Origin of the sequence: Proteiniclasticum aestuarii, from assembly GCF_017368455.1 — a bacterium.
Lineage (GTDB): Bacteria > Bacillota > Clostridia > Clostridiales > Clostridiaceae > Proteiniclasticum > Proteiniclasticum aestuarii.
The window spans coordinates 16,898-39,157 of record NZ_JAFNJU010000011.1 but is presented as its reverse complement, the minus strand read 5'-3'; the positions used below and the strand labels follow the sequence as shown (position 1 = coordinate 39,157).

Here is a 22,260-nt window from a genome sequence, read left to right as displayed (position 1 = left end):
AAGTTGGGGGTTAATCAATATGACAACAGTTAAAAAGGTTCTTACAGGGAATGAAGCCGTTGCAAGGGGTTTTTATGAAGCCGGCGGTCTGCTCGCTTCCAGTTATCCGGGGTCTCCCACCGTGGAGCTTCTGGAAGCGGTGAAAAAATATGAGGGTGTCTATGCGGAGTTCAGCGTCAACGAGAAAGTGGCCCTGGAAGTGGCCATCGGTAGTTCTTTCTATGGGGCACGGTCCATGGTTTCCATGAAGCATGTGGGGGTCAACGTGGCCATGGATCCGCTCATGACCTTCACCCAGACGCCCATGAATGGAGGATTTATTCTGGTGACGGGGGACGATCCTGGCATGGCCAGTTCCCAGAATGAGCAGGACAACCGGATTCTGGGAAAATTCGCCAATATGCCCATCCTCTTTCCCGGCAGTTCCCAGGAAGCAAAGGACTATGCAAAGCTTGCTTTTGATCTGTCCGAGGAATTTGAAACGCCCATGATGCTGGACATCACCTCCAGAGTCTGTCACGCCAGGGGAATCGTCACGGAGGAGCCCCGCGAGGAGCATGAACCCAAGGGGTTCACACCGGACAACGCCAAATACACCATGCTTCCACCCATCACCCATGCAAGGCAGTATGCCATGAAAGAGAGAATCGAGGCCCTGGCGAAATACGCCTATGATGCACCGGTGAATCTCCTGAAGGAAGTGGAAGGCTCCAAGGTGCTTCTGGTGGCATCGGGCCTTGTGTATCATAATCTGCTGGAGCTGAATCTACCCTATAGTATTTACAGACCCGGCATGGTCTATCCCCTGAGCGGAGAGAGAATGAAGGAGCTCAGCGAAAAATACGACCGGATCCTCGTCATCGAGGAGCTTTTGCCCTTCATGGAGAATGAGCTGAAGCTCATGGGCATCTCCTGCGAAGGGAAAGAGTGGTTCTCCTTCACCGGAGAGCTCAATACGGAAAACATCGAAGCGGGACTGTTCAATGCGGGTCTCATCACAGACAGAAGACTGGCGCTTCTGGAGAAAAATGATGCGGTCTCCAGACCACCCATGTTCTGCTCAGGCTGTCCTCACAGACCGGTCTTTGATATTCTGAAGAAAATGAAGGTCCTGGTCATGGGTGACATCGGATGCTACTCCATGTCGGTTCTTCCGGCCTTTGAAGCTTCTCATACCATGATCTCCATGGGGGCCACGGTGGGCATCACCAAGGGCATGAACAAGGTCATGCGCATGAAGGGAAATGACAAGCCCCTGGTTTCGGTCATCGGAGACGGCACCTTCTTCCATTCCGGCATGACAGGATTCGCCAATCTTCTTCATCAGATGGAGGAGAACGACAATATGACCTTCATCATCCTTCAGAACGGAACCACAGCCATGACCGGCGGTCAGGGCAATGGAAGCTCCGGAAAATACGATGTCAACGACGATATGCACATCGACATCAAGGAGATGCTCAGTACCATGGGCATTGGAAATGTCCAGTATGTGGACCAGTTCGACTACAACCTGTTCCGGGACACGCTGAAGGAAGAAGTCAAGAAGAAGGGCATCTCGGTGATCATCGCCACAAGGCCCTGTGCACTGAAATTCAAGATCAAGCAGCCCAACTACTATGTGGATCCGAAAATCTGCATCGGCTGCAGAAGCTGCGTGAAGACCAACTGTCCACCCATCAGAATGAAGCAGTATCCGGGCATCGAAAAGCTGAAATCTTCCATCGATCCCAACATGTGTGTGGGCTGCAGTGTATGCGCGCAGGTCTGTCCGGTGGGGGCCATCAAGAAATCACTGAAGGGAGAGCAGAAAGAATGGATTTAAGAAGTATCATCATCGCAGGCGTAGGTGGCCAGGGGCTCGTCCTTGCCACAAGAATCATTTCAGAAGCCGCGTTCAAGGCCGGCATGGATGTGAAAACCAATGACGTGGTGGGGCTGTCTCAACGAGGCGGTACCGTATGGGGCACCGTGAAGATGGCTGAAACCGTTCATTCTCCCAATATCCTTCCAGGTGAAGCCGACATCGTTTTAGGCATGGAGCCTCTGGAAGCCTTGAGATGGAGCCATGGACTGAAGGAAGGGGGACTGGTGATCTTAAACACCAACAGAGTCTATCCCACCCCGGTGCTCCTGGAGAAAGCGGAATATCCCGAAGCGGAAATTGAGAAGCTGAAGGAGAAGTTCAGGGTCATAGAGATTGACGCCCAGGCTGAAGCCAGGGCTTCCGGCAACATCAGAGCCGCAAACACCATCATTCTGGGCGTGCTGTCGAATTTTCTGGAGATTGACGATGCAGTATGGCTTGAGGTGCTGAAGGAGAATGTTCCGGCAAAGGCCGTGGAGGAAAATCTGGTGGCCTTCAGGAGGGGAAAAGCATATGTCAGAGAGTAAAAGACTGTTCATCGGCATCGAACTGAATCAGATCCACAAGGAAAATCTATCCGAGACCAACAAGAGAATCATGATGCATCTGAAGGAAGGACGTCCTACGCCCAGAGACAATTATCACATCACCCTGCGGTTTCTGGGAGAAACCAAGGAGAACAGAATTCCGGTCATTGAGGAGATCATGCAGGAAGTGGCCATGAAGTCCCAGATTTTTCTCACCTACATGGCAGACCTGGATGAATTCAGAAAAGGAGACAAATCCACCATCTGGATGGGCGTGAAAGACCAGGAGAAGCTGACGGAGATTCGCGAAAGGCTGGATGAGGAGCTGGAGAAGCTTTTCTACAAGAAGGACCCTGCCGATTATGTTCCCCATATCACACTGGTGAGAAACGGACAGTATCTGGAAGATGTAGCGGGGATAGAAGAGCTGAAGCAGAAGATGAAACTTCCCAAGCTTCCGATCCTCATGGATAAACTGGTTCTCTTTGAGAGCGTGAAGGCAGATGAGGAGCAGAAGTACCTCAATATCTATGAGACGCCTCTTAGCGTGAAGAGAGTGGATGGATCTCCGAGAGTTACGGAGTAGAAAAAGCAGGAAATGTTCCGGCAGAACGCACAGACACTCTGCCGGAACTTCTTTTTTCAGAAAGAGTTTTCCGAAAGTACACAGAGTATACACAGCTCCAAGCTCTCTGTATGGGAAAATGGATGTAAGAGAAACAGGAAAGGAGAATCGTTTATGGGTGTACAGATATTTCTCAACTATAACGGAAACTGCAGAGAGGCGGCAGAGTACTACAGTGAGATCTTCGACACGAAGCCACCGGTCTTCATGACCTTCGGGGAAGGCATCAGGGAAGAAGACCACAGTGTTCCTCTGGAAGCCATGAATCTCATCATGTATACGGAACTGGAGATAGAAGGGGACCGGATCATGATGTCGGATATCTTCCCGGGGATGGAGTACAAGGTGGGCAACAACATGAATCTCACCGTGATCTGCAAGGATGTGGAAACCGTCACGAAGTATTTCTATCGTATGAAGGAGAAGGGCACTGTGGAAATGGATCTTCAGGAAACGGAGTGGAGCCCCATCTACGGCAGCATCACCGATCCCTATGGCATCCACTGGCAGTTTAATGCTTCACCTGAAGTGGGAGAATTCAGTATAGAATCATGATTGAGGAAAGCGGATAGCAGGTCTATCCGCTTTCACTATGGTGTATAGAGCGAAACGGCAGAAGATTTCAGCATTTCTTCATGTCATTCTTTCTGGAACTGCGATATAATAAGGATTATAGAAATTTCTGAACGAAATGTGACAGGAAGATCCTGAAGAGATCCCTGCAGAAAGAGGTGAGCATGATCTTAGACAAGAAAACCGTAAAAAGCCTGATAACCATCATTTTTTCCGCAATTCTGTTTGCATGGGCCCTGAAACATATACCCTTTATTCTGGGCGTCTTCGGGACCATTCTGAAACCGATGATCCCGCTGATTATCGGCGCTTCTCTGGCCTTTGTGCTGAACATCTACGTGAAGCAGCTGGAAAGATTCTTTGCGAAGATCGAAAAGAAGAAGCTGAAAAGAGCACTCAGCATCGTGGTGGCCCTATTGACTCTGGTTCTGATTCTGGCACTGGTGCTTCTCATCGTCATACCCGAGATGGCCAGGACCTTTGAGAACATCGGGAAGATGCTTCCCGGATTCTTTGAAGATGCCAAGACATGGCTGGAAGGACTGCTTGGAAGCTTCCCCATGTTCCAGGATTACCTGAACAACATAGACTTCTCTCTGGAGAACATCGGAGAAACCCTCATGGACATCATCATGGTGGGTGGAAACAGTCTGGCGGACTTCACCGTGAGTGTGGCGACGTCACTGTTCTCAGGAGCCATGAATATTCTTCTGGGACTCATCTTTGCCATCTACATCCTGTTTGACAAAGAAAATCTGGGCAGACAGGTCAGACGAATTCTCTATGCCTACCTGCCTGAAAAAAGAGTGGACCAGCTACTGGGCATCTCCGTTCTTGTCAGCGACATCTTCCAGAAGTTCGTCACCGGACAGCTGACGGAAGCTGTGATTCTGGGTATGATGTTCGTGGTCTCCATGCTGATCTTCGGATTCCCCTATGCGGTGGTGGTGGGCGTCCTTGTGACCCTTACAGCCATCATCCCCATTGTGGGGGCCTTCATCGCCATGGCCATCGGATTCTTCCTGATCTTTGTGAACAGTCCTGTGCAGGCGCTGTGGTTCCTGGTTCTGTTCTTCGTGCTCCAGCAGATCGAAGGGGACTTCATCTATCCCAAGGTTGTGGGGAACTCCATCGGCCTTCCGGCGCTATGGGTACTTGTGGCCGTGATGGTGGGGGGAGGACTCTATGGCATTCTGGGGATTCTCCTGGCAGTGCCCATCGCATCGGTCTTCTATGTGCTCATCAAGAGAAATGTGGGCAACAGGCTGGACGATAAGGATATCGATATGCGCAAATACAAATAAGCTTGTTATTGAGGAGTCCGGCTTGAGCCCGGACTCCATTCTTTTGCAGCATAAAGGCGATCCGAAGCTTCTGGTATCAAGGAGCATCATCAAGGTTTTAGTTTAGAAAACCAGGAAATCAATGCTATAATGAAGAAAACGCATGAGGAGAAGTGCCATGTATTTTATGATCATCGGAGAACTGAGGGGGCTGGAAACAAGGCAGCAGAGAGCCCAGGTGGAGGAAAGACTCACGGAGATCCTGAAAAAAGTCAATGAGGAGTATGGTGGTGTCATTGCGTCGAATTTCACCATGACCATCGGAAATGAGTTTCAGGGGCTTCTTCATAGAGGAGATAAAATCATGGAAATCATTGATCTGTTGCGATTCCACATGGAGGGCGTGGAGCTTCTTTTCGGCATCGGTGCTGGGGACATCGAGACGAGAATCACGAAGCTCAGCATCGGAGTGGATGGTCCTGCCTACTGGAATGCGCGGGAAGCGCTTCTTAATATTCATGAAGACAATGATTACGGAAACCTGATGATCCGCATCGGTGCAGAGGAAAACGTAAGCCTTCTGCGCATGATGAACGAGACACTAAGACTCTGCGGCTATATGGAAAGCCGATGGAGAGACACCCAGAGAGAGATGGTCCATCAGTCGGTGCTGCTTCACGGTCATGATCTTTCCGTGAAGCAGATTGACCTGGCCAGGGAGCTGGGGCTCTCCAGTCAGGCGCTCAATCAGAGAATTCAGAGCAGCGGCTACTACAGCTATGTTCGTGCACGCCGAGAAATCTCGCAGCTGCTGGAAGCGGAGTGGGGAAATGGAAACAGATCCTAACGGAAAAGCCATAAGGATCTTAATGAGAAAACAAGTCAAATCGGAGGTTTAGTCAATTGAAGAACAGGAAAAGCATCCTCATCCTACTTCTACTCCTTCTTTCCGTCCTGATTTCTGCGGGATATGAAAAAAGCGGCAGGGAAAAGGAGAGCATAGCGGAAGAACCGGATTTTCAGAAGGCATCTGAAATCTGGGTCATTTCCGATATTCATTATCTATCCCCCTCCATCAACGATCAGGGACCCTCCTTTCAGCGGATTATGGAAGTGGGAGATGGAAAGAATCTCCACGAGATCCATCGGATTCTTGACGCTTTCAAGGAAGAGGTCATGAGAGAAAAACCCCATGCCCTCATCGTCAGCGGAGACCTGACCAATAACGGAGAAAGGGAAAGTCATCTGGAGCTGGCTGCCGTCTTTTCAGAAATCGAGGAAGCGGGGACAGAGGTCTACCTTACACCAGGAAATCATGACCTGAACAATCCCTTCGCCAGAGGGTTTCGTGGAGAAGAGCAGTACAAGGTAGAGACGGTGACCCCGGAAGACTTCAGGAAAATATACAGAGAAAACGGCTTTGCGGAAGCGTTCTCAGAGGATGCGCACTCCCTGAGCTACGCGGTGAAGGTGGATGAGAAAACCTGGATGCTTCTGGTTGACACCAACCGGTATCAGAGAAACATGGAGCTGGGATATCCGGAAGCGGGGGGCATCCTTAGTCTTGGCACCTTCAGGTGGATGAGAGAAGTTCTGGAAGAAGCCCAGAAGGAAGGAGCAGAGGTCATCACGGTATCCCATCATAATGCCCTGATGCACAGCGGCATCGCCATAGAAGGATATATGATCGACAATCATGAGGAGTATCTCGGAATCATCAGAAGAAACGGGGTGAAGCTCAATCTCACTGGGCATATTCATATTCAGGACATCACAGTGAATGAAGAGATGGATCCCGTCTATGAGATCGCCACCAATGCCTTGTCGGTCTATCCCCATAAATACGGAAGAATTCTTGTATCGGATGAAAAAGGGATCGAGTATCGGAGCAGGAAACTAGACCTTTCAGACATCATGATGGGCAGCGCCTTGACAGATTTCCATTCACTGGATGCCTATTCGAAAGCCTATTTCCAGGAGCGGTCTGCTACACGCATCTATCACAGACTCCTTGAAGAATCAGAAGCTACAGAAGAGGAAGCATCCCTCATGGCAGAAGCCATGGGCATGATGAACGCGCTCTATTTCGGCGGAGATGAAGAGAACATCACAGAAGAAATGATGAGCCATGAAGGGGTTTTCCTCATGGAGACAGCCGGTGATGAGAAGACTGCGTATTATCTTGAGAGAATGCTAAATGAATCGGGACCCGACGACAATGTTCTTCACATCGGAAAGTGATTGTTGAGAATCTTTGAATTTCAAAGTAGATGTAAATATTTACAGCTACAGGATTATTCCCTGATTCGTGTCAATCTCATATTTATTCAGTTTTGCGGTTGACATGAAATGGGGATTGGGATAGTATAGAGGCAACAATTTAATAGTGACCTCATCTTAGTAGGGTGAGGTAGAGGAGCGGTATTTAAGAACCATGGAGAAGTAGAGGAAGCAGAGATCCCATGGCACAGGAACTATCGCCGAAGTGTAAAGTGGCCTCACCGCTTTATGCTGGGCTTGCAGTGAACAGCTGCAGGACTGTCCTTATGGCTTACCCAGGTCATAAGGTTGAGCTATCTTATCAAGGGAAAGAAAGGGGTTCAAGGGTGCATTATAATGCCTGAGTTCGTCTCGGGTATTTTTTTATTTATCAGAAAACACTATTAAAGCGTTCGAATGAATAATTATAAATAACTAGAGGCTGTATAGAGATACTATGCAGACAAAAAAGGAGAGAAACAGAATGAGAAGAATCAGTATGATGGTCATGGTGATCATGAGTGCGCTTATAATATTAGCAGGTTGCGGAACAAAGATCGATGCCGAAGGGGATGGCGTATTCAAGGTTGGCATGGAAGCGGGTTATGCACCGTTCAACTGGACACAGAGTGATGATGAGAGCGGCGCGGTGAAGATTGAAGGAACAGAAGAGTATGCAGCGGGATATGACGTGGAGATTGCCAAGAAGATCGCAGAAGGCCTTGGAGAAGAACTGGTCATCGTGAAGGTGGAATGGGACGGACTGGTTCCAGCGCTGAAGTCAGGCACCATCGATGCCATCATCGCAGGCATGTCCCCAACAGAAAAGAGAAAAGAATCCATTGATTTCACAGACAACTACTACATGTCGGATCTCGTCATCGTTGTGGCGAAGGACGGAGCCTATGCCGATGCACAGACCCTTTCCGATTTCGGCGGTGCCAAGGTCACAGCCCAGCTGAACACTTTCCACTATGACGTCATCGATCAGATGGAAGGCGTTCTGAAGCAGACCGCCATGGACAACTTCTCCGCCATCAGAGTGGCACTGGAGTCCGGCGTCATCGATGCCTATGTGACAGAGAGACCGGAAGCGGTCAGCGCTTCCGCAGCCAACGACAAGTTCACTTTCATTGAACTGACAGACGGTTTTGAGACTTCCCCTGATGATACCGCCATCGCTGTAGGTGTGAAGAAGGGAAATGAGACCCTGGTTGAAGAAATCAATGCGATTCTTGCAGGGATCTCTGTAGAAGAGCAGCAGAGCATTATGGATCAGGCGATTTTGAATCAGCCTTCCGCAGAGTAAAATGTGATACCTGGCTTCAGAGCTTCTGAAGCCGGTTTTCCACGAGGAGGATAAAATGACACTGGAGACTATTTTTGATATAGCCGTTAGCAACTGGCCGATGTTTCTGAGAGGAGCCTTGTCCACGTTAGAGATTTCCATCATCAGTACCATCCTGGGTACGGTGCTGGGACTTGTTATCGGCATCATACGAACCATTCCGCAGCCCGAGAGAGGACCAAAGAAAATCTTCCTGAAGATCGTCAACGGTCTCATGTCGGTCTATATCGAAGTGTTCCGAGGAACACCGATGATCGTGCAGGCCATGATCATCTACTACGGCGTGGCCAACACCTACGGAATTGACATGGACCGAACCTTTGCCGCCATTCTCATTGTCACCATCAACACCGGTGCCTATATGTCTGAAATCGTGAGAGGAGGTATTCTTTCCATCGACAAGGGTCAGTATGAAGCGGCGCAGTCCGTAGGCATGACCCATTTCCAGACCATGATGAATGTGGTGCTGCCGCAGGTCATCCGAAACATTATGCCGGCCACAGGAAATGAATTCGTCATCAACATCAAGGACACCTCGGTGCTGAACGTGATATCGGTGACAGAGCTCTTCTTTGCCACGAAATCCGTAGCCGGTGTCAACTATATGTATATGGAAACCTTCATTGTAGCAGCGCTGATCTATCTGGTCATGACCTTCAGTGTCACGAGAATCCTGAGATTCATCGAAAGGAAGATGGACGGACCGGAAAACTACAACCTGACAGGAAATCAGATGCAGGTGCTGAAACCCGAAGACATGGCACACAAAAGCGAAACGAGGGGGAATTAGAAAATGGAACATATCATAGAAATCAATCATCTTCGAAAGTCCTTCGGTGATCGTGAAATCCTGAAGGACATCGACTTCAGAGTGGACCCGGGCGAAGTGATCTCCATCATCGGCGCTTCCGGTTCGGGGAAATCCACGCTGCTCAGGTGCATCAATCTGCTGGAGACACCCTCCGGTGGAGAGATTCTCTACAAAGGAAAGAACATTTTAGGGGAAGAAATGAGCATCCATGCCTATAGAACCAAGCTCGGCATGGTGTTCCAGCAGTTCAATCTCTTCGAGAACCACAATGTGCTCTCCAACTGCGTGGTGGGACAGATGAAAGTCCTGAAGAAAACCAGAAAGGAAGCGGAAGTAACCGCTCTGAAATATCTGAAGGTGGTGGGCATGGACCAGTATGTCAATGCCAAGCCCAAGCAGCTTTCCGGTGGTCAGAAACAGAGAGTGGCCATCGCAAGAGCACTCTCCATGGAACCGGACGTCCTTCTTTTTGACGAACCGACCTCAGCTCTGGACCCTGAAATGGTGGGCGAGGTGCTGAAGGTCATGAAGGATCTGGCGGAAGCTGGCCTGACCATGATCGTGGTGACCCACGAGATGGCCTTTGCCAGAGATGTATCAGACCGTGTCATTTTCATGGATGACGGCGTTATCGTGGAAGAAGGACACCCAAGAGACATCTTCAATGCACCCAAGGAAGAGCGAACAAAAGCCTTCCTTCAGAGAACGCTGAAAGAGAATTAAAGAGGAAGCGGCAGGGCCTTTCTGAGACATCAGAAATTGACCCTGACCGCTTCTTTTTCATTGGGTCCAATGGATACTTTACCGGCAGTTCATGACTTGGTGGTATGTTTACAGTAGACTGGCGGACATGTTGTCGGTATCGAGTTGAAAGAATGAGGCGAAAGAAAAATGAAAATAGCAGTAGTGACAGACAAATCAAGAGCAGAGATCCTTCATAACGAAGAAGGTTTTCTTGAAGACAGTTTCAAGGAATCAGTAGGAAAAGCGGTGGTGAAAGCGCTGAAAAGCAGATATGATGTAATCCGTATTCCTTTTGATCAGAATCTTGTGGAAAGAATCCGGAAGGAGAGGGTGGATTTAGTATTCAATCTCTGTAACGGCATTGAAGGTGCAACCAGATTATCTCAGCTTCCTTCTCTCCTGGAGAAACACGGGATCCCCTACACGGGTTCGGGACCTCTACCCCATAGCATCGCATACAACAAGATCTTTTCGGGGAAAGCCCTGCAGGCATCCTCCATCCCCACACCCGGATTCTTCACCTGTACAAAGGTGGAAGAGCTGTCGGACATGGACCTGACCTATCCTCTTCTGGTGAAACCCAAGAATGAAGGCTCCAGCCGAGGCATAAGAGAGGATTCTCTGGTGCACAATTTCAAGGATCTGACAAAGAAGGTGGAGCATCTTCTTGCGCACTATGATCCACCGGCGCTGATCAATGAGTATATTGACGGAAAGGAGTTCACCGTCGGGGTTCTTGGAAACGGACAGGAGCTTTTGACGCTTCCGGTCATGGGCATCGATTTTTCGAATCTGCCACAGAAGTTCAGCAGATTCTACAGTTTTGAAGTGAAGCATCATTATGATGATTATGTGCGTTTTCAGATTCCCGCAAAGGTGGAGAGACATGTGGAAGAGAAGATCAGAGCCACGGCGGAAGCCGCCTTCAAAGCGCTGGGATTAAGGGACTATGCGCGCATCGATATGCGGGTTGTGGACGGAAAGCCCTATGTCATCGAGGTGAACTCGCTGCCGGGGCTTCATCGGGAAATCAGTGATCTGGTGAAGATGGCGAAGGCTGTCGGCATAGGCTACGAAGACCTGATTCTTCATATCGTGGATTCGGCAAAGAGAAGATATGAGCATCTTTCCGGTGGAGACTACAAGACCAAGGTCTTCCCTGCAGTGTAGAAATCAGCTGTATAATAAAAGACTGCGGAAACTTTCTGTGAATTTCTGCTCCATAAGATACCTTGAGAAAGCGAAAGAGAACAGACCCTTATTATACGGTTCTGTTCTCTTTCTGCGTCCTGCATGACTATCATATTGTTCTACGTATTTCTGATGTTCTTTCCTGATCAATACTTTGTGATCCTGCTTTTCTATCTGCTGATGAGAAACACCGCTTTTCCATGAAGCTTTCCAGCCTCATGTAGTCTGTGAACCTCTGGAATGTCCTCCATTTTCCAGGTGGAAGCAATCATCGGCTTCAGCTCGCCTTCCCTGACCAGTTCTGAGATTTGATGAAGCCGCTCTCCGCCGCGCTTGGCCTGCTCGCCAAGTACAGTGATTCTTCTGTGCTCTTTCGCATCTTCCGGCACACCGGTGGTGCTTACAAATCGTCCGCCGTCTTTCAGCAGGGGAAACAGCTTCTTCATCTGCTCATCATTCAGGGGAGCCAGGTTGTAGATGAGATCCAGTTTTTCGGTGATGGCATCCAGGGGGTTCTCCTTCTTGTAGTCGATGATCTGGCTGATCTGAAGCTCTTCCAGCACGGAAAGAGTTTCTGTGCTGGCTGTGCCGATGATCTGAGCATTCTTAAGCTTTGCCAGCTGGATGGCCATGACGCCGACGCCTCCGGTAGCCCCGTTGATGAGGATGCGCTGATTCTCCTTCAGCTCTCCCAGCTCATAAACGCCCTGCCAGGCGGTGAGGGCTGTAAGCGGAAGAGAAGCTGCCTCTGCATAGGACAGATTCTCGGGAATCAGGTCCGCATCCTTTTCCTTCAGAACAGCATATTCTGCATAGGAACCATCCCTCTTGATGCTGAGGTAGCTGTAGACCCGGTCGCCGGGCGTGAACTTCTTTGCCTTTGCGCCTGTCTCTACCACTTCACCAGCCAGGTCCAGCCCGAGAATTCTTGGACTACTCACATCGATGAGCTTACCGAAATCACCGTTTCTCGCTGCGGCATCGGCAGGATTGAAAGATGAACCATGAACCTTCACCAGAATCTCATCTTCCTCAGGTGCAGGGACATCGAGAAAGGCTTCTTTCAATACCCATGGGTCTCCGAACTTCTCTATGATCATTGCGCGCATTTTCTTCATTCTTGCATTTCCTCCTTATCTGCTTCTGTCTTCTACCCTCAATATAGTATAAACTGCAGTAGGATTTGCGGGTTCCGCCTGATTGTTTACAGAAGGTTTCTAAATTCATAATAAAAGATTCCTATAGATTGATATAATAAGAGTATTAGTGAGGTGAAGGATAAATGGCCAAACGACTGTATTTCATCGCGAAACCCTCCTATCAGGGGCTTATCGTGGAGAAAACCATACATTTTGAGAATTTTCGTGGTCAAAGCTTGAATCAGAAACATAAATCCATCGAATCCATGCATCATGCCATCCGGGCTTTTGAAAGCGGAGGAAAGATCCTGGAAGTATCCACCATCTCTCCGGACCCCTTAGGAAGAAAACTTGCAGGGGTTACGTTATTAGCGGAAACAAGAGATGGACTGGAAGTACCCGTCATGAATATCTTTGAAAGTGCAAAAGTGTTTGAGAAAGGCGGTCCCTACAGAGATCTTCTGGAAGCGGATCCTTTTACGGTATCAGAAGATAAGAGGCTGACGGAATCAGGAAGACTTCTGGGATTCCATTTTGAAAATGTGCCCTACAGCTTATCGCCCAGACATCTTTTTTTCGACTGGATCTATCTGCGTGCCCTCTATAAGAGGAAAGAGCTTCATGAGGAGCTCGCCTCCTATGACATGGTGACGGACATCGAGTACAATATGCAGAGCATGTTTGCAAGTTCTGCCAGAGCCTGTGCTTATTTCATCAGTCTCTATCATGCAGGACTTCTGGATGAGGTCATGAAGGATCCGGATTCCTTCAGCAGAATCTATACCATGGTGTTTTAATATCGACGTTCAACCAAGCTGTGGTTCTCTTCATAACCATGGCTTTTTGGCGTATACTGAAATCAGGAAGGAAAGATACAGAAAAGGAGGGGGAATTTAATGAAAGCAGCCATAGGAAAGAGGAACGCTTCCCAAGTTTCAGGAAGAGGAACACCGGAAAGGGAAGAGATGATCTCTGTGACGCTCTACAACGAGGAAATCATGCAGGAGAAAATAGTGACCCTGAAGGAGCTCATGGAACAGAAAGCGTTTCTGGAAGCAAGAGAAGGGTTTAATCTCTGGATCAACATCGATGAAGGGTATGACAATAAAGTGGTGGAAGCCATCTGCGCTCTTTTCGACATTCACCCTCTGGTGAAGGAAGACATCATCCTCATGGGCCAGAGGCCCAAAGTGGAGGAGTATGAGCATTACATCTTCAGCATCGTGAAGATGATCTACTACAAGAAAGGAATCATGAAGGCGGAGCAGCTGAGTTTCATACTGGGGAAGAATTACGTCATCACCTTCGGAGAAGAAGAGGGGGATGTCTTTGACCCGGTGAGGGTGAGGCTTCGCAAGGAAAGCAGCATGGTCCGGAAGGAAGGTGTGGATTTTCTTTTCTACAGTCTCATGGATGCGCTGGTGGAAGAGTATTTTCATATTCTCTCCTATATCGGTGAGCGCATCGATGTCATCGAGTATGAGGTGCTGGAGAGCAGCACCAATGAGGAGCTGAAGGAAATCCGTCTGCTCAAGAAGGATCTTCTATACCTCCATAAATTCGTATGGCCCTTAAGAGAAGTGACGGCGTGGCTGGGAAAAGAGGAAGTCACTCAGATCTCCGATGCCACCAGTTTCTACTTCAAAGACCTGAACAGGGAACTGGTGCAGATCGTGGAGTCCACGGAAACCTATCGGGAGGTCCTGTCCTCCCTTATTGAAATCACCTTATCCAGCATCAGCTACAGACTGAACGAAGTCATGAAGGTGCTGACCATCATCTCCACCATCTTCATCCCGCTGACCTTCATTGCCGGGGTCTATGGCATGAACTTCAGGCATATGCCGGAGCTCTACTACAGATGGGGATATCCCATCGCTTGGATCGTCATGCTGCTGATCGCGGCGGCCATGATCTACTATTTCAAGAAAAAGAAATGGTTCTAGTTGACAAAGCCTTCTGCTTGCGTTATTATTTAGTTGAACACACCCCCCAGGGGGTGGGGTAAGGAGGTTAACATGGAACAGAAATTTGATGTCACTGGGATGACCTGTTCTGCCTGCACTGCAGCGGTAGAAAAGTCTGTGAAGAAGCTTGAAGGGATTACCAGTGTAAATGTCAGTTTAATGACCAACTCCATGACCATCGCTTATGACAGCGATGTGCCGGAAGAAGCTGTAATTGAAGCAGTGAAGAAGGCGGGTTATGGGGCTCAGGTCCATAAGAAAACAGGGGAGAGAGGAGCGACGGTGTCGACCGTGAACCCCATAGAAGAAGAGCTGAAGGAAATGAGATACAGAGTGAAAGTCTCTTTCATTTTCCTGATTCCGCTCATGTACATCGCCATGGGCGATATGGTGGGACTTCCGATCCCATCCTGGCTTCTGGGCTTTGAAAACGCCGTGAGCTTTGCCTTCATTCAGATGCTTTTATCCCTTCCAATCATCTATGTGAACATGAAGTACTACAAGGTGGGATTCAAGGCTCTATGGCTGAGATCGCCGAACATGGATTCGCTCATCGCCATCGGATCCGCAGCAGCGTTCATCTATGGCATCTATGCCATTTTCAGAACCGGATACGGTCTGGGTCATGGCAATATGGAAATCGTCCATATGTATGCCCATGATCTCTATTTTGAAAGTGGTGCCACCATTCTGGCGCTGATCACTTTCGGTAAGTATCTGGAAGCGAAATCCAAAGGCAAGACCTCAGAAGCCATCAGCAAGCTCATGGACCTGGCGCCGAAAACCGCTCTCATCGTGAAAAACGGTGAAGAGGTGGAAGTGCCCATTGAAGATGTGGTCATCGGAGATGTGGTCGTGGTGAAGCCCGGTAAGAGCGTACCTGTGGATGGCACCATTGTGGAAGGTTCTTCTTCACTGGATCAGAGTGCCCTCACAGGAGAAAGTATCCCGGTGGAGAAGACCATCGGTGATAAGGTCATCGCAGCCACCATCAACAAGACCGGTTATTTCCGGTTCAAGGCGGAGAAGGTCGGAGACGACACAACCCTTGCCAAGATCATTCAGCTCGTGGAAGATGCCAACGCCACCAAGGCGCCCATCGCGAAACTTGCAGACAAGATCAGCGGAATCTTTGTACCGACGGTCATCGGAATCTCCATCGTCACCTTCATGGTGTGGATGCTCATGGGATACGATTTTGAGTTCGCACTGTCTCTGGCTATCACGGTCCTTGTCATCTCCTGTCCATGTGCCCTGGGTCTCGCGACTCCTGTGGCCATCATGGTCGGAACCGGTAAGGGAGCCCAGCACGGAATTCTCGTGAAATCCGCGGAAGCTCTGGAAACCATGCATTCCATCAACACGGTGGTGCTGGATAAGACCGGAACCATCACGGAAGGAAAACCTGTGGTCACCGATATTCTGACCAACGGAGAAATGACAGAAGAAGAACTGATCCATATAGCGGCTTCCATCGAAAAACCATCGGAACATCCTCTTGCGGAGGCTGTGGTGGAGAAAGCCAAGGAGATGGGTCTGACCCTCAAGAAAGTGGACAATTTCAATTCCGTATCAGGTATGGGGATTGCCGCATTCATTGAAGGAAAGCCATACATCGCCGGAAACCTGGCGCTGATGAATGAAGAAAGCATTGAGCTTGGACAGTTCCAGGAAGAATCAGACAGACTGGCGAATGAAGGAAAGACACCACTATTTTTCGGAGACAATGAAAGAGTCCTCGGCATCATCGCCGTGGCAGACGTGGTAAAGAAGAACAGCAAGCAGGCCATAGAGCTCTTCAAGAAGATGGGCATCGACGTGGTCATGCTAACGGGAGACAACAAGAGAACGGCGGAAGCCATCCGAAGACAGCTGGACATCGATAAGGTCATTGCGGAAGTGCTGCCTCAGGACAAGGAAAGAGAAGTCAGAGCCATTCAGGAGAAGGGTCACAAAGTGGCCATGATCGGAGACGGCATCAACGACGCACCAGCACTGACAAGAGCGGATGTGGGCGTGGCCATCGGCGCAGGAACGGACATCGCCATTGAATCAGCGGATATCGTGCTCATCAAGAACGATCTTCTGGATGCGGTGACTGCGGTGCAGCTATCCAGATCCACCATCAAGAACATCAAGCAGAATCTGTTCTGGGCATTCTTCTACAATGTCCTGGGTATACCACTGGCAGCTGGCGTATTCTATCTCTCCATGGGATGGAAACTGAGCCCCATGTTCGCTGCGGCAGCCATGAGCTTAAGTTCGGTGTTCGTTGTGACCAACGCACTGAGACTGAAGTTCTTCAAGCCAGTCCATGAAAGAAATCAGATTGAGTCATAGACTAAAGAAATCAAGAGAATAATATAGAAAAGAGGAGAATGAAAAATGAAGAAAGTATTAGGAATTGAAGGAATGCACTGTATGGGATGCGTAGGAAGAGCCACCAGAGCTCTGGAAGGTCTGGATGGAATCTCATCTGCGAAAGTGGACCTGAACAAGAAAAGTGCAGTGGTGGATATGACTTCTGAAGTGTCAGAAGAAGCCATGAACGCAGCGCTGAAGGAAGTGGAACTGGAACTGGTTTCCGTATCCGAGAAGAAGAGCATATTTGGATAGGAGGTCGATCTAGATGCAGGCCGATAAAGATCGGATCACGAAGCTTCTGAAGACCGCCCGCGGTCAGATGGATGGACTTCTTAAAATGGTGGAAGAGGACAGATACTGCGTGGACATCTCCAATCAGCTTATGGCCACCCAGGCCATTCTCAAGAAGGTCAATGCGGAAATCCTCCATGATCATCTCAACCATTGTGTACATGGTGCCTTCGGTACGGAGGAGCAGAGTGAGAAGATCAGTGAGATCATCATGATCATGGATAAGCTGACTAAGTAAGAGCAGTAGTATAAAAAAAGAACAGTATAGAATCTCGAAAGCAGAAGCTTCAGAATATGAAGTTTCTGCTTTTCCTTTTTTTAAACATACTTTTTCCGTTTATCTCCATATGAATATTCATACAGATACAATGCTGTTATATAGATATATACACAAAAACCTCAGTCCTGCTATTTTTTACTGTTACGGCATGAGATGTATAATATTTTCAGTAATACCATCGTAGAATAAACCTTATTTCTTTGTGAATATCATGCATAAGATGCATAGTCGAAAAGTTTTTTTCGATTTTAACCACTATTACAAACATTACAGATGGTTTGAATAATATGTCAGATAATACGAATAAATCTGACTACTCGGTAGTGATATATATCGAAATACGCAGTATAAATCATGCTGCTAAAGTGACATTAGAAAATGTCAGACAACTTGAGTCGAATTATTAAGGCGCCATGAACGATAACATGTCGAAAATTGAATAAGTTTAATAAAAGTAATAATTTGGAAAGAAATTTTTGTTTGACATTAACAATTCAGACATTATAGAATGTGATTAGTAAGAAATGTAGAGAATATATTTAATACATTTCAAATCAATTATTAGGGGGTACGATCATGGAAATGTTAAAAAGACTCTGGAATGATGAAGAAGGACAGGGAATGGTAGAATACGGACTTATTATTGCATTGGTTGCAATCGTAGCTATTGTAGGACTTAAATTAGTCGGTGATAGTGTAGGAGGGATATTTAACGACGTATCTGCTGAATTGGAATCACCTTCAGGTTCATAATAATTCTAACAATAATCCATAAAGCCCCCTCTAGAGGGGGCTTTTCAAACATATGTCTATGTTTTAAGAGATATTTCATTCAACCGAGGTGACACATGGATTTCATAATGACCATGCTTTTACTTATTCTACTTAGTTTAGCGGTTTATCACGATCTCAAGTTCAGGAAAGTGCCAAATAAAATAACTGTGCCTATGGCTTTGGCAGGGATTCTGTTGTCCGTACTGCATTCGGGTTTAGAAGGTCTGGTTTTTTCGATAGTGGGCCATGTATTTGGACTTCTGATTTTCATCATACCTTATATGATGGGTGGAATGGGTGCCGGGGATGTGAAACTCATGGCTTCTATAGGGGCACTGATGGGATGGAGATTTACGATGTGGACCGCTCTAGGGGCTGCGCTTGCCGGAGGTCTCATGGTCGTTCTTTATATGACTTATAAGAAAGAACTTGGCAATACACTCCTCAAAGCGGTAGGGATACTCCTGATTCCTCTTGGTAAGAGAATCTATGAGAAAACCTTCAGTCCTAAGATTCTTAAAATGGTATCTTATTTTGAAAACAAACAGTCACGAAGCAGCGCTGTGTATATTCCCTATGCTGTAGCCATTGCCACCGGATCAATACTTGTTCTCTTTGGAGCCTTTGTAAATTTCTAAGTGAAATTGGGGTGGTCATAATGAAAAGAATAAAAAACTTCAGAAGTAATGAGGAGGGACAGGGCATTGTTGAATTTGCTTTGGTGCTTCCTATTTTCATTATGTTTTTACTTGGAATCATTGAATTCGGATGGATGTTCAATGCACAGATTACAACCACATCCGCAGCGAGAGAGGGCGCAAGAACAAGGGCAATCATGGGAATCACAACAGATCCGGTGAAAGTGCTGTCATTTGATACTGCAGCAGAAGAAGTGGTGAGGCAGTCTGCGCTACCCACCATACCTGAAGATAAGATAGAGGCTACTTTTATCAATATCACTGAGAACAGCATCAATGGTGTCTTTATACAATGTGATGTGGAAGCAGTTGTAAAACCACTTGTAGGTTTTTTTATAAGAGGTGATCAGATATTGACGGCCACGGCAACATTCCGAGTAGAGTAACCAGTCAAGGAGGAGTCCATATGAAATGGATCAATAAACTGATAAAAAGTGAAGAAGGATCTGTGCTACTGATCTCGGCAGTCCTCATTTCTACGGTTTTTGCCGGATTTGCAGCACTTGTCATTGATGTAGGGATGCTTAGAGTGGAAAGAAGACAGCTAGTAGCAGCGGCTGATGCTGCCGCGCTGGCTGCTGCACAGGTTCTTGAAGTCAATCAGGGAACTGGAACAGATGCTGCAAAAAAGACAGCGGAAGAAACCATAATACTGAATGGCTATGATCCGCTGGATTCAGAAATTTTCATCGGAAACAGGCAGGTGATGATCCAGGGGGAAGCTGATACGAGGCAGGTGGTGGATGTCAGTCTGACATCGTCTAAAAATCTGCTTTTCGGAAAAATCTTCGGAGAACAGTATGGAACAGTTCATGCCGCTTCTACAGCCACATGGGGCTATTCCAAAAGAGTGGCGGGTGGTGGTGTACTACCGTTTTTCGTGTTTGAAAGTGTATTCCAGGAAGGTGCACATGCCAATCTTCATACAGGGAAACTGGTCCTTTCGGACGTGGAGAACATCACAGAATCCACGGAGATTGCCAACGGCAACTGGGGTTGGAACAATCTTTTTCATGAAAACGAAATGAAGAATGTTATCGAGGGAAGTAACGTAGGGGTAATACTCGAATTTGATCCTGAAATCGGCACAAACACGGGAAATAAGCAGGGATTTGCAAAAGAATTCAACACCAGATTAAATAATGCAGGATTACTGACATCGGAGGATGATTCAAGAATCTATATGAGCGGACTCATTCCCATCATTGATGATTCAAGTGAAATCGAGTCCAAAGGAAGCAAACTGATTCTTCCTGTGAAGTACTTTGCCATGTATGAGATTCTTGATTACATCGTCGCGGATGGGGTTGGATCGGATCGATCCTTCCTGTTTCTGAAAGAGGAAACAAGTGAGAGCGCCTCGTTCAATGTGGAAGACTATCGGGTGAATTATCATCGACAGAGATTTGAGGATAACCTGACTGGTATCCGGTATCTCGATGATCCGGATACACCGGAAGATGAAGAACTGAAAATGGGAACCATAGTAGGTAGATTTGTCGGGCAGCCTGTGCCTTATATTGCAGTTTCCGAGGCTGGTGATCAGTTATCACCAGTGGATAAGGAAATCGCCACCTATCATAAATTGATTAACTAAATGAAACTAGAGAGGAAATCTTTATGAATATGAAAAAGAGAGTTATAATTCTAGCCATTATATTTTCCATAATTACTTCCGCGCTGATCTATCTGTATCTGAATAGTGTTGATGTGCCTGCTGTCTCTGTTGCTGTTAATAAAACAGAAGTAGTTGTTGCCGCCAATACGATTCCTGAAAATGTGATCATCACGGGAGAAATGCTCACGGTGATGTCCTTGCCGACAGATGGTGTGCATGGAGATGCAGCAAGAACAGTAGAAGAAGTGGTCGGTTTCTTGTCCAAGAATGAAATCATCGCTGGGGAACAGGTTCTTAAAAGCAGAGTAGCCACAGATCTGACTTCCTCCTCTCTTGCATATAGAATCCCTGAAGGGATGAGAGCCATGACTCTTTCCTCCAATGAAATCAGTGGAGTGGCTGGGTTTATCGCAGTAGGTGATAAGGTGGACATCCTTGTTTCCTATACGGATATGGAAGCGCTAGGTCAAGGACTCCAGATCACAACGCAGTTTCAGAATGTTGAAGTGGTGGCTAAAGGTCCAGCGGTCTCGGGGGCCACAGGTGGACAAAGTGATACAGGTGTATCATCTTCCCTTACGCTGCTTGTAACACCGGATGATGCGCAGAAACTTGTATATGCTGCAGCATCAGGATCCATCAATATGACGCTTAGAAATCCAGTAGACACTAAGATTCTTGAACTTCCAGGATATGGAATGGATGCGTTTGAGGGTCTGGAAGAGGAGGTGGAGTAAATGGAAAAAATCAGTGTGATGATTCTGGAAGACTCCATTGAAGAGAAGGAAAAACTGCAAGCCGTCTTATCAAACATTGAATATATCAACCTGGCCAGAGAGCCCAAGACGCTCTCCATGGCCATGAGTATCATTGATGCGGAAAGTGTCAATGTTATTCTCGTTTCTGAGGATTTTGACGGAGATGGCTTTTCCATGGTGGAAGGACTGACTCATGAATACCCGGATCGTGGTGTTATCGTTTTGACGGATGAACTGAAGGAAGACACAGTACATAAAGCCCTGTTTTCAGGGGCGAAAGATGTGATACTAAGACCCTATGAACCATCAAAATTACTGGATTCCATCTACAAAGTTAATGATTCTCTTACAAAATCGGTCAAAAAGGAAAAGGTGGTTCATGGAAAGAATTCTCTTGCGAAGATCGGGCAGGTGTTTACATTCTTCAGTACAAAAGGTGGAGTTGGAAAGACCTTTGTTTCATTGAACTTTGCAGTATCGCTGATACGAGAAACAAAAAAGAAGGTTGTTCTTGTGGATTTTGATCTAGGTTATGGCAGCGGCGCACTGGCTCTCAATCTTACACCACGATATTCTATCATCGATGTGGTCAATGACATCAGAAATATTGATGCTGATTTTCTGGAAAGCTATCTTACAGTTCATAATACAGGACTGAAAATTCTTCCGGCAAATCTTGATCCTAATAGGGCGGAGATGATCAGCGCTGAACATCTGATGCTCATCATAAAGACACTGCAGTCTAGTTATGACTATGTGGTGGTGGATATGCCTTCTTCCTATTCGGAAGTGGTGAAACCAGCCATTTCCTATGCAGACAAGCTCTTTATGGTGGTACTTCCAGAGATTTCCTCCATCAGAAGCACAAAGTCTTCTCTGGTATATCTCAATGAAATGAACTATCCCAAATCCAAGATTCATCTGGTTCTTAATAAAAGGTCTAGAAAGGACGATATCAAGAGCAAGGATGTAGAGAAGACTCTGGATCAGAGTATAAGTTTTATTCTGGATGCGGATCACAGAAAAGTGCCCTATACACTGAATCAGGGAATTCCCTACGTTGAAAGATATACTAGAAGCGCTATATCAAAAGAGATGAAGAAATTTATCTTAAAAATGAGTAAAAACTAAGGAGGGTTCATC

Annotated in this window: 23 protein-coding genes and 1 riboswitch; of the genes, 22 read left to right on the top strand and 1 reads right to left on the bottom strand. The window is 47.2% G+C overall.

Annotated elements, in window-relative coordinates; genetic code table 11:
* The first annotated feature begins 19 nt into the window (after positions 1-19).
* The 11 genes from J3A84_RS13270 to J3A84_RS13220 all read left to right on the top strand — a co-directional run bounded on the left by J3A84_RS13270 (position 20) and on the right by J3A84_RS13220 (position 11,207).
* Positions 20-1,825, top strand: a complete 1,806-nt coding sequence (locus J3A84_RS13270) for a thiamine pyrophosphate-dependent enzyme (RefSeq protein ID WP_207600528.1) — start codon at positions 20-22, stop codon at positions 1,823-1,825.
* The gene (locus J3A84_RS13265) at positions 1,816-2,394 is read left to right on the top strand and encodes an indolepyruvate oxidoreductase subunit beta (protein WP_207600527.1); all 579 of its coding nucleotides are present in this window, start codon (positions 1,816-1,818) and stop codon (positions 2,392-2,394) included. Before J3A84_RS13270 ends, J3A84_RS13265 begins: the two co-directional genes overlap by 10 nt.
* Positions 2,381-2,980: an RNA 2',3'-cyclic phosphodiesterase gene (thpR, locus tag J3A84_RS13260; RefSeq protein ID WP_207600526.1), complete on the top strand. Its 600-nt coding sequence runs from the start codon at positions 2,381-2,383 to the stop codon at positions 2,978-2,980. Before J3A84_RS13265 ends, thpR begins: the two co-directional genes overlap by 14 nt.
* A gap of 153 nt (positions 2,981-3,133) precedes the next feature.
* Entirely contained in the window at positions 3,134-3,574 is a 441-nt protein-coding gene (locus J3A84_RS13255) for a VOC family protein (RefSeq protein ID WP_207600525.1), read from the top strand.
* Between the two features lie 182 nt (positions 3,575-3,756).
* Positions 3,757-4,896: an AI-2E family transporter gene (locus J3A84_RS13250; RefSeq protein WP_207600524.1), complete on the top strand. Its 1,140-nt coding sequence runs from the start codon at positions 3,757-3,759 to the stop codon at positions 4,894-4,896.
* Between the two features lie 157 nt (positions 4,897-5,053).
* Entirely contained in the window at positions 5,054-5,722 is a 669-nt protein-coding gene (locus tag J3A84_RS13245) for a SatD family protein (protein WP_207600523.1), read from the top strand.
* A gap of 56 nt (positions 5,723-5,778) precedes the next feature.
* On the top strand, positions 5,779-7,116 hold the full coding sequence (locus J3A84_RS13240; RefSeq protein ID WP_207600522.1) for a metallophosphoesterase: 1,338 nt from the start codon (positions 5,779-5,781) through the stop codon (positions 7,114-7,116).
* Positions 7,117-7,278: 162 nt separating this feature from the next.
* Positions 7,279-7,459: riboswitch (Lysine riboswitch) on the top strand.
* Between the two features lie 192 nt (positions 7,460-7,651).
* Positions 7,652-8,443, top strand: a complete 792-nt coding sequence (locus tag J3A84_RS13235; RefSeq protein ID WP_425350769.1) for a transporter substrate-binding domain-containing protein — start codon at positions 7,652-7,654, stop codon at positions 8,441-8,443.
* 55 nt (positions 8,444-8,498) lie between these two features.
* Positions 8,499-9,272 carry an amino acid ABC transporter permease gene (locus tag J3A84_RS13230; RefSeq protein ID WP_207600520.1) on the top strand — a complete coding sequence of 258 codons (774 nt, stop codon included), beginning with the start codon at positions 8,499-8,501 and terminating at the stop codon, positions 9,270-9,272.
* Positions 9,273-9,275: 3 nt separating this feature from the next.
* A complete protein-coding gene (locus tag J3A84_RS13225) occupies positions 9,276-10,016 on the top strand; it encodes an amino acid ABC transporter ATP-binding protein (protein WP_242694242.1) in 741 nt (246 codons plus the stop codon).
* A 168-nt stretch (positions 10,017-10,184) separates the two neighbouring features.
* Positions 10,185-11,207: a D-alanine--D-alanine ligase family protein gene (locus tag J3A84_RS13220; protein WP_207600519.1), complete on the top strand. Its 1,023-nt coding sequence runs from the start codon at positions 10,185-10,187 to the stop codon at positions 11,205-11,207.
* 191 nt (positions 11,208-11,398) lie between these two features.
* Here the strand turns inward: J3A84_RS13220 and J3A84_RS13215 are convergent, their stop codons facing one another.
* Positions 11,399-12,346: an NADP-dependent oxidoreductase gene (locus tag J3A84_RS13215; RefSeq protein WP_207600518.1), complete on the bottom strand. Its 948-nt coding sequence runs from the start codon at positions 12,344-12,346 to the stop codon at positions 11,399-11,401.
* Between the two features lie 164 nt (positions 12,347-12,510).
* Here J3A84_RS13215 and J3A84_RS13210 point away from each other — a divergent pair, with 164 nt between their 5' ends.
* The 11 genes from J3A84_RS13210 to J3A84_RS13165 all read left to right on the top strand — a co-directional run bounded on the left by J3A84_RS13210 (position 12,511) and on the right by J3A84_RS13165 (position 22,248).
* Complete coding sequence (locus J3A84_RS13210; protein ID WP_207600517.1) at positions 12,511-13,164, top strand: DarT1-associated NADAR antitoxin family protein; 654 nt, start codon at positions 12,511-12,513, stop codon at positions 13,162-13,164.
* A 99-nt stretch (positions 13,165-13,263) separates the two neighbouring features.
* Positions 13,264-14,313, top strand: a complete 1,050-nt coding sequence (gene corA / locus J3A84_RS13205; protein WP_207600516.1) for a magnesium/cobalt transporter CorA — start codon at positions 13,264-13,266, stop codon at positions 14,311-14,313.
* Between the two features lie 72 nt (positions 14,314-14,385).
* On the top strand, positions 14,386-16,674 hold the full coding sequence (locus tag J3A84_RS13200; RefSeq protein ID WP_342590974.1) for a heavy metal translocating P-type ATPase: 2,289 nt from the start codon (positions 14,386-14,388) through the stop codon (positions 16,672-16,674).
* 45 nt (positions 16,675-16,719) lie between these two features.
* Positions 16,720-16,950, top strand: coding sequence for a heavy-metal-associated domain-containing protein (locus J3A84_RS15485; RefSeq protein ID WP_342590973.1), 231 nt, complete (start codon positions 16,720-16,722; stop codon positions 16,948-16,950).
* A gap of 13 nt (positions 16,951-16,963) precedes the next feature.
* Complete coding sequence (locus J3A84_RS13195) at positions 16,964-17,227, top strand: metal-sensing transcriptional repressor (RefSeq protein WP_207600515.1); 264 nt, start codon at positions 16,964-16,966, stop codon at positions 17,225-17,227.
* A gap of 618 nt (positions 17,228-17,845) precedes the next feature.
* Entirely contained in the window at positions 17,846-18,022 is a 177-nt protein-coding gene (locus tag J3A84_RS13190) for a Flp family type IVb pilin (protein WP_207600514.1), read from the top strand.
* A gap of 95 nt (positions 18,023-18,117) precedes the next feature.
* A complete protein-coding gene (locus J3A84_RS13185) occupies positions 18,118-18,681 on the top strand; it encodes an A24 family peptidase (RefSeq protein ID WP_207600513.1) in 564 nt (187 codons plus the stop codon).
* Positions 18,682-18,701: 20 nt separating this feature from the next.
* Positions 18,702-19,127: a TadE family protein gene (locus J3A84_RS13180; RefSeq protein ID WP_207600512.1), complete on the top strand. Its 426-nt coding sequence runs from the start codon at positions 18,702-18,704 to the stop codon at positions 19,125-19,127.
* 20 nt (positions 19,128-19,147) lie between these two features.
* Positions 19,148-20,338, top strand: coding sequence for a pilus assembly protein TadG-related protein (locus J3A84_RS13175; RefSeq protein WP_207600511.1), 1,191 nt, complete (start codon positions 19,148-19,150; stop codon positions 20,336-20,338).
* A 23-nt stretch (positions 20,339-20,361) separates the two neighbouring features.
* Positions 20,362-21,096, top strand: a complete 735-nt coding sequence (gene cpaB / locus J3A84_RS13170) for a Flp pilus assembly protein CpaB (RefSeq protein WP_207600510.1) — start codon at positions 20,362-20,364, stop codon at positions 21,094-21,096.
* On the top strand, positions 21,097-22,248 hold the full coding sequence (locus tag J3A84_RS13165; RefSeq protein WP_207600509.1) for a CpaE/TadZ family protein: 1,152 nt from the start codon (positions 21,097-21,099) through the stop codon (positions 22,246-22,248).
* Positions 22,249-22,260 lie beyond the last annotated feature (12 nt).

What these genes read in the sequence shown, in the direction of transcription:
- J3A84_RS13270 (WP_207600528.1), top strand. Translation starts at nt 20, where the DNA reads ATGACAACAGTTAAAAAGGTTCTTACAGGGAATGAAGCCGTTGCAAGG.
- J3A84_RS13265 (WP_207600527.1), top strand. Translation starts at nt 1,816, where the DNA reads ATGGATTTAAGAAGTATCATCATCGCAGGCGTAGGTGGCCAGGGGCTC.
- thpR (WP_207600526.1), top strand. Translation starts at nt 2,381, where the DNA reads ATGTCAGAGAGTAAAAGACTGTTCATCGGCATCGAACTGAATCAGATC.
- J3A84_RS13255 (WP_207600525.1), top strand. Translation starts at nt 3,134, where the DNA reads ATGGGTGTACAGATATTTCTCAACTATAACGGAAACTGCAGAGAGGCG.
- J3A84_RS13250 (WP_207600524.1), top strand. Translation starts at nt 3,757, where the DNA reads ATGATCTTAGACAAGAAAACCGTAAAAAGCCTGATAACCATCATTTTT.
- J3A84_RS13245 (WP_207600523.1), top strand. Translation starts at nt 5,054, where the DNA reads ATGTATTTTATGATCATCGGAGAACTGAGGGGGCTGGAAACAAGGCAG.
- J3A84_RS13235 (WP_425350769.1), top strand. Translation starts at nt 7,652, where the DNA reads ATGAGTGCGCTTATAATATTAGCAGGTTGCGGAACAAAGATCGATGCC.
- J3A84_RS13230 (WP_207600520.1), top strand. Translation starts at nt 8,499, where the DNA reads ATGACACTGGAGACTATTTTTGATATAGCCGTTAGCAACTGGCCGATG.
- J3A84_RS13225 (WP_242694242.1), top strand. Translation starts at nt 9,276, where the DNA reads ATGGAACATATCATAGAAATCAATCATCTTCGAAAGTCCTTCGGTGAT.
- J3A84_RS13220 (WP_207600519.1), top strand. Translation starts at nt 10,185, where the DNA reads ATGAAAATAGCAGTAGTGACAGACAAATCAAGAGCAGAGATCCTTCAT.
- J3A84_RS13215 (WP_207600518.1), bottom strand. Translation starts at nt 12,346, where the DNA reads ATGAAGAAAATGCGCGCAATGATCATAGAGAAGTTCGGAGACCCATGG.
- J3A84_RS13210 (WP_207600517.1), top strand. Translation starts at nt 12,511, where the DNA reads ATGGCCAAACGACTGTATTTCATCGCGAAACCCTCCTATCAGGGGCTT.
- corA (WP_207600516.1), top strand. Translation starts at nt 13,264, where the DNA reads ATGAAAGCAGCCATAGGAAAGAGGAACGCTTCCCAAGTTTCAGGAAGA.
- J3A84_RS13200 (WP_342590974.1), top strand. Translation starts at nt 14,386, where the DNA reads ATGGAACAGAAATTTGATGTCACTGGGATGACCTGTTCTGCCTGCACT.
- J3A84_RS15485 (WP_342590973.1), top strand. Translation starts at nt 16,720, where the DNA reads ATGAAGAAAGTATTAGGAATTGAAGGAATGCACTGTATGGGATGCGTA.
- J3A84_RS13195 (WP_207600515.1), top strand. Translation starts at nt 16,964, where the DNA reads ATGCAGGCCGATAAAGATCGGATCACGAAGCTTCTGAAGACCGCCCGC.
- J3A84_RS13190 (WP_207600514.1), top strand. Translation starts at nt 17,846, where the DNA reads ATGGAAATGTTAAAAAGACTCTGGAATGATGAAGAAGGACAGGGAATG.
- J3A84_RS13185 (WP_207600513.1), top strand. Translation starts at nt 18,118, where the DNA reads ATGGATTTCATAATGACCATGCTTTTACTTATTCTACTTAGTTTAGCG.
- J3A84_RS13180 (WP_207600512.1), top strand. Translation starts at nt 18,702, where the DNA reads ATGAAAAGAATAAAAAACTTCAGAAGTAATGAGGAGGGACAGGGCATT.
- J3A84_RS13175 (WP_207600511.1), top strand. Translation starts at nt 19,148, where the DNA reads ATGAAATGGATCAATAAACTGATAAAAAGTGAAGAAGGATCTGTGCTA.
- cpaB (WP_207600510.1), top strand. Translation starts at nt 20,362, where the DNA reads ATGAATATGAAAAAGAGAGTTATAATTCTAGCCATTATATTTTCCATA.
- J3A84_RS13165 (WP_207600509.1), top strand. Translation starts at nt 21,097, where the DNA reads ATGGAAAAAATCAGTGTGATGATTCTGGAAGACTCCATTGAAGAGAAG.